This window comes from Corallococcus interemptor, assembly GCF_003668875.1.
GTDB classification, from domain to species: Bacteria; Myxococcota; Myxococcia; order Myxococcales; family Myxococcaceae; genus Corallococcus; species Corallococcus interemptor.
Window position 1 is genome coordinate 100895 of the sequence record NZ_RAWM01000009.1, and the last position, 15804, is coordinate 116698.

At 69.4% G+C, this 15804-nt stretch carries 12 protein-coding genes; 9 read left to right on the top strand and 3 right to left on the bottom strand.

The window, feature by feature from the left end:
• The first annotated feature begins 40 nt into the window (after positions 1 to 40).
• Complete coding sequence (gene uvrA / locus D7X96_RS05610) at positions 41 to 2584, top strand: excinuclease ABC subunit UvrA (RefSeq protein ID WP_121769185.1); 2544 nt, start codon at positions 41 to 43, stop codon at positions 2582 to 2584.
• A gap of 25 nt (positions 2585 to 2609) precedes the next feature.
• On the opposite strand, the gene D7X96_RS05615 is transcribed toward uvrA, so the two are convergent.
• On the bottom strand, positions 2610 to 2921 hold the full coding sequence (locus D7X96_RS05615; RefSeq protein WP_120546168.1) for a hypothetical protein: 312 nt from the start codon (positions 2919 to 2921) through the stop codon (positions 2610 to 2612).
• 346 nt (positions 2922 to 3267) lie between these two features.
• Here D7X96_RS05615 and hemE point away from each other — a divergent pair, with 346 nt between their 5' ends.
• From hemE to D7X96_RS05640, 5 genes are all read left to right on the top strand, one after another.
• Positions 3268 to 4311 carry a uroporphyrinogen decarboxylase gene (gene hemE, locus D7X96_RS05620; RefSeq protein WP_120546167.1) on the top strand — a complete coding sequence of 348 codons (1044 nt, stop codon included), beginning with the start codon at positions 3268 to 3270 and terminating at the stop codon, positions 4309 to 4311.
• A gap of 117 nt (positions 4312 to 4428) precedes the next feature.
• On the top strand, positions 4429 to 5730 hold the full coding sequence (gene fadI, locus D7X96_RS05625; protein WP_121769186.1) for an acetyl-CoA C-acyltransferase FadI: 1302 nt from the start codon (positions 4429 to 4431) through the stop codon (positions 5728 to 5730).
• Positions 5730 to 7967 carry a fatty acid oxidation complex subunit alpha FadJ gene (fadJ, locus tag D7X96_RS05630; RefSeq protein ID WP_121769187.1) on the top strand — a complete coding sequence of 746 codons (2238 nt, stop codon included), beginning with the start codon at positions 5730 to 5732 and terminating at the stop codon, positions 7965 to 7967. Before fadI ends, fadJ begins: the two co-directional genes overlap by 1 nt.
• A gap of 100 nt (positions 7968 to 8067) precedes the next feature.
• Entirely contained in the window at positions 8068 to 9207 is a 1140-nt protein-coding gene (locus D7X96_RS05635; protein ID WP_370450079.1) for a mannosyltransferase family protein, read from the top strand.
• Positions 9204 to 9863: a class I SAM-dependent methyltransferase gene (locus D7X96_RS05640; protein ID WP_120546163.1), complete on the top strand. Its 660-nt coding sequence runs from the start codon at positions 9204 to 9206 to the stop codon at positions 9861 to 9863. The genes D7X96_RS05635 and D7X96_RS05640 overlap by 4 nt, the downstream gene beginning before the upstream one ends.
• On the opposite strand, the gene D7X96_RS05645 is transcribed toward D7X96_RS05640, so the two are convergent.
• The gene (locus tag D7X96_RS05645) at positions 9842 to 10693 is read right to left on the bottom strand and encodes a ChbG/HpnK family deacetylase (protein ID WP_120546162.1); all 852 of its coding nucleotides are present in this window, start codon (positions 10691 to 10693) and stop codon (positions 9842 to 9844) included. The genes D7X96_RS05640 and D7X96_RS05645 overlap by 22 nt on opposite strands.
• A gap of 6 nt (positions 10694 to 10699) precedes the next feature.
• Positions 10700 to 11479 carry a glycosyltransferase family 2 protein gene (locus D7X96_RS05650; protein WP_120546253.1) on the bottom strand — a complete coding sequence of 260 codons (780 nt, stop codon included), beginning with the start codon at positions 11477 to 11479 and terminating at the stop codon, positions 10700 to 10702.
• Between the two features lie 138 nt (positions 11480 to 11617).
• Between D7X96_RS05650 and D7X96_RS05655 the strand changes: the two genes are divergently transcribed.
• The 3 genes from D7X96_RS05655 (at position 11618) to D7X96_RS05665 (ending at position 15785) form a co-directional block, all read left to right on the top strand.
• Positions 11618 to 12568 carry a diguanylate cyclase gene (locus D7X96_RS05655; protein WP_120546161.1) on the top strand — a complete coding sequence of 317 codons (951 nt, stop codon included), beginning with the start codon at positions 11618 to 11620 and terminating at the stop codon, positions 12566 to 12568.
• 167 nt (positions 12569 to 12735) lie between these two features.
• Positions 12736 to 14316: an ATP-binding protein gene (locus tag D7X96_RS05660; protein WP_120546160.1), complete on the top strand. Its 1581-nt coding sequence runs from the start codon at positions 12736 to 12738 to the stop codon at positions 14314 to 14316.
• On the top strand, positions 14313 to 15785 hold the full coding sequence (locus tag D7X96_RS05665; RefSeq protein ID WP_120546159.1) for a sigma-54-dependent transcriptional regulator: 1473 nt from the start codon (positions 14313 to 14315) through the stop codon (positions 15783 to 15785). Before D7X96_RS05660 ends, D7X96_RS05665 begins: the two co-directional genes overlap by 4 nt.
• The last annotated feature ends 19 nt before the right edge of the window (positions 15786 to 15804 follow it).

Genomic DNA, 15804 nt, shown 5'->3' on the forward strand with positions numbered 1-15804 from the left:
GATGACCTCGCGCGGTCGGGTGGGCAACGTCCGCCCTGGCATGGCACCTCCGAAAGCACCGCGCACCTCCAAGGCCTCCGACCCCTCCGGCTTCGTCCGCGTCCGGGGTGCTCGCGAGCACAACCTCAAGCACGTGGACGTGGACATCCCGCGCGACGCGCTGGTGGTCTTCACCGGCGTGTCCGGCTCCGGCAAGTCATCGCTGGCGTTCGGGACGCTCTACGCGGAGGCGCAGCGGCGCTACTTCGAATCCGTGGCCCCGTACGCCCGGCGGCTGATTGACCAGGTCGGCGTGCCGGAGGTGGACGCCATCGATGGGCTGCCTCCGGCGGTGGCGCTCCAGCAGCACCGGGGCGCGCCGACATCGCGCTCGTCGGTGGGCAGCGTGACGACGCTGTCGAACTCCGTGCGCATGCTGTACTCGCGAGCGGGCACGTACCCGCCGAAGCTGGAGCGGCTGGACTCGGACGCGTTCTCTCCGAACACGCCCGCGGGCGCATGCCCCAAGTGCCACGGCATCGGCCGCGTGTTCGAGGTGACGGAGCGCTCCATGGTGCCGGATGACTCCCTGAGCATCCGCGAGCGCGCCGTCGCCGCGTGGCCGCCCGCGTGGCACGGCCAGAACCTGCGCGACATCCTGGTGACGCTCGGGTACGACATCGACAAGCCCTGGCGCGACCTGCCGAAGAAGGACCGCCAGTGGATCCTCTTCACGGACGAGCAGCCCACCGTCCCGGTCTACGCGGGCTTCACGTCCGCGGAGGTGAAGCGGGCCATGGCTCGCAAGGAGACGCCCAGCTACATGGGCACCTTCACGGGCGCGAAGCGCTACGTGATGACCACCTTCGCGACGACGCAGAGCGCGATGATGAAGAAGCGCGTCGCCCGGTACATGGTCGCCAGCGACTGCTCGCTGTGCGAGGGCAAGCGCCTCAAGCGCGAGTCGCTGTCGGTGACGTTCGCGGGACGCGACATCGGCGAGCTGTCCCGCCTGCCGCTGGAGCAGGTCGCGGAACTCATCCGGCCCACGGCGGAAGGGAAGGGGAAGGACGCGGACGTCATGGCCCGCGAGCACCCCGAAAAGCTCATCGTCGCCCAGCGCATCACCAAGGACCTGCTCGCGCGCATCCAGGTGCTGACGGACCTGGGCCTGGGCTACCTGTCGCTGGAGCGCAGCACGCCCACGCTGTCGCCGGGCGAATTGCAGCGGCTGCGGCTGGCCACGCAGGTGCGCTCCAACCTCTTCGGCGTGGTGTACGTGATGGATGAACCGTCCGCCGGCCTGCACCCCGCGGACACGGAGTCGCTGCTCACGGCACTGGACCGGCTGAAGGAGGCGGGCAACTCGCTGTTCGTGGTGGAGCACGAGGTGGAGGTCATCCGCCACGCGGATTGGATCGTCGACGTGGGCCCCGCCGCCGGTGAGCACGGCGGGCAGGTGCTCTACAGCGGCACGCCGGAGGGACTGGCGAAGGTGGAGTCGTCCCGGACGCGGCGCTACCTCTTCGAGGAGGAGGCCCTGCGCCGCCGCGAGCCCCGCAAGCCCACGGGACGCCTGCGTCTGGAGGGCGTGAAGCGCAACAACCTGCGCGGGCTGGCAGTGGACTTCCCGCTGGGCGTCTTCACCACGGTGACGGGCGTGTCCGGCTCCGGCAAGTCCAGCCTGGTGAGCCAGGCGCTGGTGGAGTTGGTCGCGGCGAGGCTGGGCCAGACGCTGGCGCCAGAAGAGGAGGAGGGCGAGCCACTGGACCGCGAGCCGGTGGTGGCGAGCGAGGGCCACATCCAAGAGGGCATGGAGTCCATCCGCCGGCTGGTGACGGTGGACCAGAAGCCCATTGGCCGCACGCCGCGCTCCAACCTGGCGACGTACACGGGCCTCTTCGACCACGTGCGCAAGCTGTTCGCGGCGACGCCGCTGTCGAAGTCGCGCAAGTACGGCGCGGGGCGCTTCTCCTTCAACACGGTGGGAGGCCGCTGCGACACGTGCGAGGGCGAGGGCTTCGTGAGCGTGGAGTTGCTCTTCCTGCCCAGCGTGTACGCGCCGTGCCCCACGTGCCACGGCACCCGCTACAACGCGAAGACGCTGGAGGTGCGCTACCGCGAGAAGAACATCGCGGACGTGCTGGGCATGACGGTGGACGGCGCGTTCGACTTCTTCACGGAGGAGCCGCCGCTCCAGCGCGCGCTCAAGGTGCTGCGGGACGTGGGCCTGGGCTACCTGCGCCTGGGACAGCCCGCGACGGAGCTGTCCGGCGGCGAGGCCCAGCGCATCAAGCTGGCCACGGAGCTCCAGCGCACGCAGCACGGCGACACGCTCTACGTGCTGGATGAGCCCACCACCGGCCTGCACCCGGCGGACGTGGACAAGCTGATGGCGCAGCTGGAGGGGCTGGTGGACGCGGGCAACACGGTCATCGTCGTGGAGCACGACCTGCGCGTCATCGCCGCCAGCGACCACGTCATCGACGTGGGGCCCGGCGCGGGCAACGCCGGCGGCCGTGTGGTGGCACAGGGCACGCCGGCGCAGGTGGCGAAGGTGAAGGAGAGCCGCACCGCGCCCTATCTGGCGCGGGTGCTCAGGTGACGTAGGCGCGACGGCGGCTGAATCGTCACTTCACGTCAGTGACCCGCAGTGAGTCGAGGAAGGCTTCGGCCTCGGGGTATGGATCTTCTTGGACGGAGATCGCCTGAAGGAAGAGGAGTCCGTCTCCTACGACGCTCCATCGGTCCCGGATCAGCTCTCCTTCACCCACGCCGCGCCATTCCCAGCCCAGCCAGGGGGCGGGCAACCGCGTGTATTCGTCGCGTGCGAAGGGCTGGACGAGATCCTGCTCAAGCCGCCTGAGGTTTTCTTCTGGCGACTTCCCAGCCTCGAAGGCGCCTGGGTACCAATGCAGTTGGAACTGTCTGGAGGACTTCATGTCCTCCCACGAGCAATTCAACCGGTGGTGGCCCATGGGCCACTCGGTGGGGTCGCGGACCGGCAGGGGCCCACAGTTGACGCGGGTGGTCTCGGTCGTTGACCTGGAGCTTCCAGGTGGGGGGCGCGGTGCCACGACGCTCACGCCGGGAACCGGCTCCCAGCGGACCAACTCCTGGGGCAGCGGCCACTGAGGCCGGGCGGGAGCAGCCGTCCGCCCCGCCGCACAGGCCATGCATGCGAGCGCGAGCAGCCCTGGAACGAAGCGGTTCAACCGGGTCATGGAGATAGGGTACACCCCGGTCCGTGAAGCCCGTGACTCCCACCCGCCTCCCCAAGGTGACGACGTGAACGACCGACTCCTGCGCACGGCGCGCCGCCAGCCCACCGACACCACCCCTGTGTGGCTGATGCGTCAGGCGGGCCGCTACCTGCCCGAGTACCGCGCCATCCGCGGCAACATCGCGTTCCTGGACCTCTGCAAGGACCCGGACCTCGCCGCCGAGGTCACCGTCCAGCCCATCACCCGCCTGGGCGTGGACGCGGCCATCATCTTCTCCGACATCCTCATCCCCGTGGAGGCCATGGGCATCCACCTGGAGCTGGGCGACAAGGGCCCCCACTTCCCCAACCCGCTGCGCACGCCCGCGGACATCGACAAGCTCGGCGTCCCCGACCCCGTTGAAGGCACCGGCTTCGTCGCGGAGGCCATCCGCCGCACGCGCAAGGCCCTCAACGACTCCGTGCCCGTCATCGGCTTCGCGGGCGCGCCCTTCACCCTGGCCGCGTACATGGTCGAGGGCGGCGGCTCCAAGAGCTACATCCAGATCAAGCGCCTGCTCTTCGAGCAGCCCGAAGTCGCCCACCGCCTCTTCCAGAAGCTCACCGACACCCTCATCCCGTACCTCAAGATGCAGGTGGAGGCCGGCGCCAAGATTGTGCAGATCTTCGACTCCTGGGGCGGCGAGCTGTCCCCCTGGGACTTCGAGCGCTTCAGCCTCCCGTACCTCACCCGCATGGTGACGGAGCTCAAGGCCACCGGCGTCCCCGTCATCCTCTTCGGCGTGAACATGACCCCGCACCTGCCGCTGCTGAAGCGCACCGGCGCGGACGTCATCGGCCTGGACTGGCGCTGCCCCGTGGACGAGGGCCGCCGCATCCTCGGGCCGGACGTGGCCACCCAGGGCAACCTGGATCCGCTCCACCTCTTCCTCCCCCGCGAGGAGCTGGAGGGTCGCGTGAAGGACATCCTCCGCCGCGCCGGCCCCACCGGGCACATCTTCAACCTGGGCCACGGCATCCTCCCGCCCACCGACCCGGACGCCGCGAAGTTCCTCGTGGACGCGGTCCACAAGCACGGCGCCGCCCTCCGCCAGGGCACGCTCGACTGAACAATCCCCAGCCCGCCCGACTGGCGAGCAGTTGACTCAAGAATCAATCCAACGTTGACGCGGTGCATTGCCCGCCGTTAGAAGCGCCTCACTCGTTTCACAGAGGGTGAGGCACACATGGCAAGCGAGAAGCGCAACGGCCACCGGCGGGTGGCCATCGTTCGCGGACTGCGGACGCCGTTCGCGAAGGCGGGCACCGTCTTCGCGAACCTGACGGCGCTGGACCTGGGCCGCATGGTGGTCCAGGAGCTGGTGCAGCGCAGCGACCTGGACCCCAACGAAATCAACCAGGTCGTCTTCGGACAGGTCATCCCCACGCTGACCGCGCCGTCCATCGCGCGCGAAGTGGTGCTGGCGGCGGGCCTGCCCAAGCGCATTGACGCCTTCACGGTGGCGCGCGCCTGCGCCACGTCCATCCAGTCCATGGTGGCCGGCGCCAACGCCATCGCGCTGGGAGACGCGGACGTCGTCATCACCGGCGGCACCGAGTCCCTGTCCGACGCGCCCATCTTCACCAGCCGCCCGCTGGCGCACGCGCTGGCCGCGTCGTCCAAGGGCAAGAGCCTGCCGGACAAGCTCAAGCCCTTCCAGAAGCTCAAGGCCAAGGACCTCATCCCCGTGCCCCCCGCCATCGCCGAGTACTCCACCGGAGAGACGATGGGCGAGAGCGCGGAGAAGATGGCCAAGGAGAACGGCATCACCCGCGAGGAGCAGGACCTCATCGCGTTCAACTCGCACCAGAACGCGGCCCGCGCGTGGAAGGAGGGCCTGTTCGACGGCGAGGTGATGCACGTCACCGTGCCGCCCAGGTACGAGCAGATCGCCACGAAGGACAACATCGTGCGCGAGGACACCAGCCTGGAGGCGCTGTCCAAGCTCAAGCCCGTGTTCGACCGCCGCTATGGCAGCGTCACCGCCGGCAACGCGTCCCCGCTGACGGACGGCGCCGCGGCCCTGCTGCTCATGAGCGAGGAGAAGGCCAAGGCGCTGGGCTACGAGCCGCTGGGCTTCCTGCGCTCGCACGCGTTCGCGGCCACGGACCCGGGCGACCAGCTGCTCCAGGGCCCGGCGTACGCGGCCCCCGTGGCGCTCAAGCGCGCGGGGATGAAGCTCGCGGACATCGACCTGGTGGAGATGCACGAAGCCTTCGCCGCGCAGGTGGCGAGCAACCTCCAGGCGCTGGCGTCCAAGGAGTTCGCGAAGAAGGCGGGCTTCAACGCGCCGGTGGGCGAGGTGGACCGCTCGCGGCTGAACGTGACGGGCGGCTCCATCTCCATCGGCCACCCGTTCGGTGCCACGGGCGCGCGCATCATCACGCAGGCCCTGAACGAGCTGAAGCGTCGGAACAAGAACACGGTGCTGTGCACCGTCTGCGCCGCGGGCGGCCTGGGCGCCGCGGTCATCCTGGAGCGTGCGTGATGGCGACCAAGCAAGAGGCAGTCGAAGCGAAGCAGGGCTTGAGCTACGACGTCACGAACGGCGTCGCGGTCATCACCGTGGACCAGCCGGGCGCGCCGGTGAACACGCTGTCCCCCGAAGTGGGCACCGCGTTCTCCGACCTGCTCCTCCAGGCGGAGCGGGACCCGGAGGTGAAGGCCGTCGTCTTCATCTCCGGCAAGAAGGACAACTTCGTCGCCGGCGCGAACATCGACTTCCTCCAGACCCTCAAGTCGCCCGCGGACGTGGAGGCCATCAGCCGAGGCGCGCACGAGCAGTTCGACCGGCTGGAGTCCTTCTCCAAGCCGGTGGTCGCGGCCATCCACGGCGCGTGCCTGGGCGGCGGCCTGGAGTGGGTGCTCGCGTGCCACTACCGCATCGTCACGGACAGCCCCAAGTCCGTGGTGGGCCTGCCGGAGACGCAGCTGGGCCTCATCCCCGGCGCCGGCGGCACGCAGCGGCTGCCCGCGCTGATTGGCGCGCAGGCCGCGCTGGACCTCATCCTCACCGGCAAGAACGTCAAGCCGTCCAAGGCGAAGAAGCTGGGCATCGTGGATGAAGTGGTGCCGGTGCCCATGCTCAAGGACATTGCCCTCAAGCGCGCGGCGGAGCTGGCGGCGGGCACGCTCAAGGTGGAGCGCTCGCACCAGGGCTTCAAGGCCGTGGCCCAGAGCGGCAAGAAGAAGGGCATCGCCGGCATCTTCCAGGGGCTCATCAACAAGGACCTGTGGACGGAGGCGGCGCTGGAGGACAACCCGCTCGGCCGCAAGGTGATGTTCGACCAGGCGAAGAAGCAGCTGCTGAAGAAGACGCGCGGCAAGTACCCCGCGCAGGAGAAGGCGCTGCAGGTCATCCGCGTGGGCCTGGAGTCCGGCCGCAAGGCGGGCCTGGAGGCGGAAGCGAAGGCCTTCGGCGAGCTGGTGTTCACGGACGTGTCGCGGCGCCTCGTCGAAATCTTCTTCGCCACCACGGCGCTGAAGAAGGAGAACGGCACCGCCAACCCCAACCTCAAGCCGCGCGAGGTGAAGAAGGTGGGCGTGCTGGGCGGAGGCCTCATGGGCGGCGGCATCGCCTACGTGGCCGGCGTGCTCCAGGGCGTGCCCGTGCGCGTGAAGGACAAGGACGACGCGGGCGCGGGCCGCGCGCTCAAGCAGGTGCAGACGGTGATGGACGAGCGCGTGAAGCGCCGCTCGCTCACGCGCCTGGAGTCCAACGCGAAGCTGTCCAACATCACCGCGGGCACGGACTACAGCGGCTTCAAGTCGGTGGACCTGGTCATCGAGGCCGTCTTCGAGGACCTGAAGCTCAAGCACAAGGTCATCGCGGAGGTGGAGGCCGTCACCGGCGAGAACACCATCTTCGCGTCCAACACCTCCAGCCTGCCCATTGGCGAGCTGGCGAAGGGCAGCAAGCGCCCCTCGCAGGTGATTGGCATGCACTACTTCAGCCCGGTGCACAAAATGCCGCTGCTGGAGATCATCACGCACCCGGGCACGGCGGAGTGGGTGACGGCGACCTGCGTGGACGTGGGCAAGAAGCAGGGCAAGACGGTCATCGTCGTCAACGACGGGCCGGGCTTCTACACGTCGCGCATCCTCGCGCCGTACATGAACGAGGCGGCGTACCTGCTGGCGGAGGGCGCGGACATCGTCCAGCTGGACAAGGCGCTGGTGGACTTCGGCTTCCCGGTGGGGCCCATCACGCTGCTGGACGAGGTGGGCATCGACGTGGCCCAGAAGGTGGGGCCCATCATGGAGGCCGCGTTCGGCAAGCGCATGGCGGCGCCCAAGGCGCTGGAGGGCGTGGTGTCCGACGGCCGCCTGGGCCGCAAGACGAACAAGGGCTTCTACCTGTACGAGAACGGGAAGAAGAAGGAGGTGGACCCGCAGGTCTACCTGCTCCTGCCGCACGGCAAGGACCGCAAGTCCCTGGACGCTTCGGAGATGGCCGAGCGCGTGGCGCTGCAGATGGTGAACGAGGCCATCCGCTGCCTGGGTGAAGGCATCCTGCGCAGCGCACGCGACGGCGACGTGGGCGCCATCTTCGGCCTGGGCTTCCCGCCGTTCCTGGGCGGCCCGTTCCGGTACGCGGACGCGCTGGGCCCGGCGAACCTGCTGCGCAAGCTGGAGCATTATCAGGACAAGTACGGCGAGCGCTTCACGCCCGCGCCGCTGCTGGTGGAGAAGGTGCGCGCCAACAAGGGCTTCTACGAGTCCTGAAGGCAGCCTGACGCACCGGGGCGGGGGAGGGGAGGGCACACGGTCCTCTCCTGTGTTTCCGGGCCTGACTTGACGCGAGGGGCGGTTCTGGACCAAGGGCATGACCCGAATGGTCCGCTCCGCTCCTCGTGCCGTCTTGACCGCCGGGCTCGCCGCCCTGGTGGTGTGCACCGCGCTGGTGACGATGTCCGCGATTGCGTTCCCGCAGGGCTACAGCCCCGCGAGGCTGACGTGGCCGGGCGCCCCCGTCCTGTTGGGCTGGGTGCATTACGATGCCGGCTGGTACGCGCGCATCGCGACGGAGGGCTACAGCTACACGCCCGGCCAGCAGAGCCCGGTGGCGTTCTTCCCGCTGTACCCGCTGGTGCTGCACGGCCTGGGCCTGCTGCACGTGGACACGTTCATCGCGGGCGTGCTCGTCACCATGCTGTGTGGCCTGGGCGCGCTGTACGTCTTCACGCTGTGGGCACGCACCCGCGCGGATGAGGACTCGGCGAGGAACGCGGGGCTGCTGCTGGCGTTCTACCCGTTCGCGTTCTTCCTCTATGGGGCCATGTATTCGGACGCGCTGTTCCTCCTGCTCATCATCGCGGCGTTCCTGCTGTTGGAGCGGGGGCAGCTGGGGTGGGCGGTGCTGCTCGCGGCGGTGGCCACGGCGGCGCGTCCGGTGGCGCCCGCGCTGGTGGTGGGGCTGCTCGCGCGGCGGCTGGAGTGGAAGCACGAGCGCGGCCTGAAGTGGAGCTGGGTGGACCTGCTGCCGGTGTTCGCGGCGGCGGGCTTCGTGCTGTACCTGCTCTACCAGTGGAAGGCGTTCGGAGATCCGTTCGCGTTCGTGAAGGTGCAGTCCGCGCCGGGCTGGGACCAGAAGCCGGGCTGGCGCACGTGGGTGAAGCTGCGCTGGTTCCAGGGCTTCAGCCGGGACATGTCGCTGTCGGACGGCCTGAGGCTCGTGGGGCACGCGGCCGTCACCGTGGGCGCCCTGGCGCTCATCTGGCCCACGGCGAAGCGGCTGGGGTGGGGCTACGGCGTCTACACGCTGGCCATCGTGGGATTGCCCGCCCTGTCGAGCAAGGACTTCATGGGCATGGGGCGCTACCTGCTGGCCGCCTTCCCGCTGTTCCTCTCGCTGGCGCTGCTGCTCAAGGAACGTCCGCGCATGAGGTGGGGCGTGCTCGCGACGAGCGCCTGCGTGATGCTGGCGCTGGCGGCGGCATACGGAGCCGCGGAGTACGTGTCATGAGCGGACTCATGGACCAGGCCCTGGCGCTCTACGCGCACCTGCCCGCGAGCGAGCGCTTCCACGTGCACGCACGGGCATCCTCGGCCCCACTGCTCGCGGTGGCGTCGCGCCTGCCTTCGGGGACGGTGGCGGACATCGGCTGCGGGCACGGCCTGCTGTCCGCGGTGATGGCGCTCGCGGTGCCGGAGCGCCGGGTGCTCGGAGTGGACCTGGACGAGCGCAAGGTGCACTGGGCCAGGCAGGCCCTGTCGCGACTGCCCAACGTGACGCTCGACGTGGGCTCGGTGGAAGACCTCGCGCGAACGCAGCCGCACTCGCTCGACGCGGTGGTGGTCTGCGACGTGCTGTACCTGCTGCCCGATGAGAAGTGGCCGGGCTTCCTCCAGTCCGTGCGAAGCCTGCTCAAGCCCGGAGGCCGCTTCCTCTTGAAAGAGGTGGAGGGCGACCGCTCCTGGAAGCACGCCAAGGCGCTCGCGCAGGAGTGGGTGATGGTGTCGCTGCTGGGCCGCACCAAGGCCAGCGGAGGCATGGTCCTCAAGCCGCGAGTTGACGGAGTCCGGCTCCTGCGAGACGCGGGCTTCGAGGTGCGCGAAGTCGTGGGCCTGGGCCAGGGCTACACCACGCCGCACCTGCTCTACGACGCCGAAGCCCGCTGAAGCTCGCCGTAGTTCGTCAGCGAGACGCCCCGCTCCTCGAGCTTCGCCTTCACGCGGGGACTGGTGAGCGCGGCCAGCTCCGCGCCCCAGCCGTAGGTCCACGCCGGATCCTCCGGCACGTGTGGCGCACCCTCACCGGGATGGCACCCCAGCTCGAAGTCCCCCGCCGGCAGCGCGTCCAGCACCGCCAGCAGCGCGGGCTCATCCAGCCGGCCCGCCTCGAACACGCCCCCGGCACTGACCCGCCGCACGCCCGGCCGGGCCCGGGGCGCCGTGCGCGCGAGCACCGCCAGCACCGTCGTCTTCAACGCGGGCCCGGGAGCCCGCAGCCACGACGCGCGAGGCAGCGCGTCCGGCCACCGCAGGGGCAGCCCCTCGCGAGCGGCGATGCCCTCCACCACCGGCCGCACCCCCGGCAACAGGTGCAGGTGCTGGTGTCCATCCAGGTGATCCACCTGCGCGCCCAGCTCCCGGGCACGGGCCACCTGCGCGGACAGCTCCCGCTCCAGCTCCTCGCGCCGCACCCGCCCCGTCAGCCACGCCTTCGCGAACGCCGCCCAGTCGCCGCGCAGCCGCCCGTCCGGCGCCACCGTCCGCACGGCCTCCATGGGGGCCGCGCACGGCAGCCGCGTGGACAGCGCCAGGTGCACGCCCACCGCCAGCCCCTGCGCCTTCGCCCGCGCCACCGCATCCGCGGCGGAGGGCCCCATGGCCAGCAGCGTCGCGCTGGTCACGATGCCCTCGCGGTGCGCTCGCAGGATGCCCGCGTCCAGTGACGGATGCAGGCCCAGGTCGTCCGCGTTGACGATGAGCCGCGTGCGCGACGCCATGACGTCCTACCCGCGCCCCTGCACCGAGCGCAGCGGCTGCACCGACGGCGGCAGGCGCACCGGCTTGCCCGGCGGCGGCGGCGAGCGCGTCTCCGGGTACAGCGCCACCAGCTCCTTCACCATCTTCAGGATGACGGACGGCGACGCCAGCGTGGAGATGCCGCGCGTGCGCGGGAAGTAGTCCACGCCCATCTGGAACACGCGGAAGCCCTTGCGGATGGCCTTCACCACCAGCTCCGCGTCGATGAACGAGCCCTGGCTCTTGAGCTCCATCGACTCCAGCACCCGGCGGTGCATCAGCTTGAAGCTGAAGTTCACGTCCTTGATCTGGATGTCGAACAGCGCCCGGATGAGCAGGTTGTAGACGAACGAGTACACGATGCGCTTGGAGCCCTCGCTCGTGCGGTCGAACCGGAAGGCGCAGATCATGTCCGCCTCCAGGTACTCCATCAGGTGCAGCGCCCGCTCCAGCTCGCGCATGTCCCACGGCAGGTCGATGTCCGAATAGAGCACCAGGTCCTTCGTGCTCGCCGCCAGCCCCGTGCGCATCGCCCCGCCCAGCTTCAGGTTCACCGGGTGCGTGATGACCCGCAGCTGGGGGACCTTCGCCGCGAGCGCGTCGCAGACCTCCTGGGTCCGGTCCGTGGAGGCGTCGTTGACGACGATGATTTCGAAGTCGTCGGTGAGCTTCGGCAGCACTTCCAGTGCGCGGCTCACGGCGCGCTCCACGTAGTCCTCTTCGTTCCAGGCGGGGAAGAAGAGGCTGATGCTCGGGTACTTGGCCACGGTCGTCATGTCGCGTGCGTTCCGTCAGGAAGGAAACGCCGCGCTCGCTAGCAGACGGCCCCCCCGGTGGCAAACCTCTTGGCCCTTCTTGTGGGAAACCCCTATAGTACCGCCTAGTCATCATTTTACGGGGACACGGTGAAAACCCAGCCCTACACGCTTCTGGTCGTGGACGATTCGCAGGCACTGCTTCCTCAGCTGGTGCGCACGCTCGGCCCGGAGGACTTCGCCCTGCGCGTGGCGCGCTCCGGGCCGGAGGCGCTGGGGCTCACCCAGGAGGTAGACGGCGTCCTGCTCTGCTCCGGTGGCCTCGACCCAGGCCAGGCCCAGGCCCTGCTGGAGGCCCTCACCCCACCACCACCGGCGCCCCAACCCGCCGTGGTGGTTCTTGCGCCCCCGGAGGATCGGGCCCTGCGGCTCGCCGCTCTGCGCAGAGGGGGTGAGGTGATTCTGACCCCATGGGACGACGAAGAGCTGCGTTTGAGGCTCTACCGGAGCCTCGAAACGCACTCGCGGTTGAAGTCACTTCACTCCCAGGTGGAGGAGCTGCGGCGCCTGGCGGTGACGGACGGCCTGACCCAGGTGCACAACCACCGCTACTTCCAGGAGCGGCTGCGCGAGGAGTTCCGCCGCTCGCAGCGCTACGACGAGAGCCTGTCGCTCATCCTCGTGGACCTGGACCACTTCAAGAACATCAACGACGCCCACGGCCACGGGGCGGGGGACCGCGTCCTCCGGGAGGTGGCGGCCTCCCTCCAGCACAGCGTGCGCGAGACGGACCTGGTGGCGCGCTACGGAGGGGAGGAGTTCGCCATCCTCCTGCCCTGCACCCACCTGCCCGGCGCCCTCACCGTGGCGGAGCGAATCCGCAAGGGAATCAACGAGTTGCACGCAGGCCCGGAGGGTGCCCTGCGCGTCACCGCGTCCCTGGGCGTCTCCAGCTTCCCCCACCGCGCCATCCTCACCCCGGAACAGCTGTTGCTCACCGCGGACGAGGCCCTCTACCGCGCCAAGCGCGAGGGCCGCGACCGCATCTGCCTCCACCCCCCCGCGCCCCTGTTTTCGGCGCCGCCTTCACGGGCAGGCTGACCCAGCGGGTCAAAAACCCGGGGTCTCATTTGACCCGGTTGGGGGCGGTGGGTCTACAATGACCTTGCCCCTTTTTGTCATGTCTCTGAAAAGAGGCGTGATTGCCGGGGTTTATCCAAATCTCTGGTTTGGCAAGGCCATTGCAAATGTCGATTCCCGGAAAGTCCATGGGAACCCTCGGAGCTCAAGCGCAGGCGCAGGAACCGGTCACCCGCGGCCGGCTGCTGCTCGTGGACGACGAGGAGAACATCCTCAAGTCCATCCGGCGGGTCCTGCGCCGGGGTGAGTGGGAGATCGAGACGGCGACGGACGCCGAAACGGGCCTGCGCACGCTGGAGCGCTTCCAGCCGGAGGTCGTCATCTCCGACTTCCGCATGCCGGGCATGAACGGCGTGGAGTTCCTCAACCAGGTGAAGCTCCAGGCGCCGCGCGCCCAGCGCATCATGCTGACGGGCCAGGCGGATCAGCAGGCCATCGAAGAGGCCATCAACCGCTCGGAAATCTTCCGCTTCATCTCCAAGCCCTGGAACGACAGCCACCTGGTCCTCACGGTGAAGAGCGCCTTCGAGCAGTACGCGCTCCACGCGGAGAACGACCGGCTCTACCGCGTCACCCAGGAGCAGAACGCGGAGCTCAAGCACCTCAACGCGGACCTGGAGGAGCGCGTCGCGCTGCGCACGCGCCTGCTCTCCACGGCCAAGCGCGAGTGGGAGCTGTCCTTCGACTGCATGGAGACGCCGCTCGCGGTGGTGCGCGCGCGGGACTTCGCGGTGCGCCGGGCCAACGTCGCCTACGCGCAGGTGGCCCGCCGCTCCATCGAAGAGGTGCCTTCGGACGTCCCCTGCCACCAGTACCTCTTCGGCCGGGACACGCCCTGCGCCGGGTGCCCGCTGCCCTCCGCCATGGAGACGGGCAAGGGCGCGCGCGGTGAGGTGCAGCAGGGCGGGCGCAGCTACGTGGTGGCCGCGTACCCCTTCGCGGGCGACGACCGCGCGGTGTGCACCTACCGCGACGTCACGGAGGAGCAGGCCATGACGCGCCGGCTCATCGAGACGGAGAAGATGGCCGCGGTGGGCCAGCTCGCGGGCGGCGTGGCGCACGAAATCAACAACCCGCTGGGCGGCATCCTCGCCTTCGCGCAGCTGATGTCCCGCGACGCGGGCCGCAGCGAGAGCGACCTGGAGTCGCTGAAGCTGATTGAAGAGAGCGCGCTGCGCTGCAAGCGCATCGTGGAGAGCCTGCTGAAGTTCAGCCGGCACAGCCGCGTGGAAGACCGGCGCCTCTTTGATTTGTCCAAGTGCGTGGAGGACGCCGCGGTCCTCTTCCGCGCGCAGCTCAAGTCCATGCCCAAGGTGGAGATGAAGCTGGGCCTGAAGGACGGGTTGCCCAAGGTGTACGGCGACCCCGGCACGCTCGCGCAGGTGGTGCTCAACCTGCTGCAGAACGGCCTGCAGTCGCTGCCCAAGGCGGAAGGCCGCCTGACCCTGGAGACGGGGCGCGAGGGCGACCGGACCTTCTTCGCGGTGACGGACACGGGGGCGGGCATCGAAGAGAAGCACCTGCCGCGCATCTTCGAGCCGTCCTTCACCACCAAGCCGCCCGGCGAGGGCACCGGCCTGGGCCTGTCCATCGCCTACCGAATCGTCCAGGACCACGGGGGCACCTTCCAGGTGGACACCCACGTGGGCCAGGGCTCCCGCTTCACCGTCTTCCTGCCCATTCCCCTGCAGCTCGAGAGGTTGCCGTGAACCAAGTCAAGCGCGCCAAGGTCCTCGTTGTGGATGACGACTCCGTCGTCCTCAAGGCCGTCACCCAGATCCTCCAGCGGGAAGGCCACCCTGTGGTGGCCATCGACGACGCGGTGGAGGGGCTCACGGCGGCGAAGGACCCGTCCATCGACGTGGTCGTGCTCGACATCAAGATGCCGCACCTGTCCGGCATGGACCTGTTGCGCGCCATCAAGGCGGACCGCCCGGACGTGGAGGTCATCATGATGACGGCCTTCGCCACCGTGGAGACGGCGGTGGAGGCGGTGAAGGCGGGCGCGTACGACTACCTCACCAAGCCCTTCGAGAACATCGACGAGGTCAGCCTCACGGTGGCCAAGGCCGCCGAGCGCAAGGCGCTGAAGGACCGCACCCGCGCGCTGGAGGAGGCGCTCACCGCGCGCAGCCAGTTCGAGGACCTCATCGGTCAGTCCTCGCAGATGCGCGCCGTGTTCAAGCTGGTGGAGACGGTCAGCCACTCCACCGCCACGGTGCTCATCCAGGGCGAGAGCGGCACGGGCAAGGAGCTGGTGGCCCGCGCCATCCACTACCGCAGCGCGCGCCGCGACAAGCCGTTCGTCGCCGTCAACTGTTCCGCGCTGACGGAGACGCTGCTGGAGAGTGAGCTCTTCGGCCACGTGAAGGGCAGCTTCACCGGCGCCACCGGCAACAAGAAGGGCCTCTTCGAGGCGGCCGACGGCGGCACCATCTTCCTGGACGAGATTGGCGACGTGCCCCCGGCCACCCAGGTGCGTCTCCTGCGCGTGCTGCAGGAGGGTGAAGTCAAGCGCGTGGGCGCCAACGAGCCCGTGAAGGTGGACGTGCGCGTCATCGCCGCCACGCACGTGGACCTGTCCCGCGCGAAGGAGCAGGGCAAGTTCCGCGAGGACCTCTTCTATCGCCTCAACGTCATCACCATCGACCTGCCGCCCCTGCGCGACCGCCCGGAGGACGTGCCGCTGCTCGCGCACCACTTCCTCAAGGTCTACACCGGCAAGGCGGACAAGAAGGTCACCGGCATCAGCCCCCGCGCCATGGAGGCGCTCACCTGCAACCGGTGGACGGGCAACGTGCGCGAGCTGGAGAACGTCATCGAGCGCGCGGTGGTGCTGACGGCCAACGACGCCATCGACGTGGAGGACCTGCCGCCCGGCTTCCAGGCCGCGCCCCAGGCCGACTCGGCGGTGGAGGTGTTCAGCCTGGCGCACCTGCCGTACGCCCAGGCCAAGCGCCTGGCCATGCGCGCCTTCGAGCGCCGCTATCTGTCCGCGCTGCTGGAGAAGAACAACCACAACGTGTCCAGCGCGGCGCGCGCGGCCGGCGTGGACCGCTCCAACTTCCGCCGCCTGCTCAAGCAGTACGAGGTGGCCGGCCGCAGCATGAAGCCGCGCTCGCCCAAGGGCCCGGACTCGGACAGCGGCCCGGGCCCCGTGCTGGAAGCCGTGTCCTGATGCACTCCCGAGGGAGGAC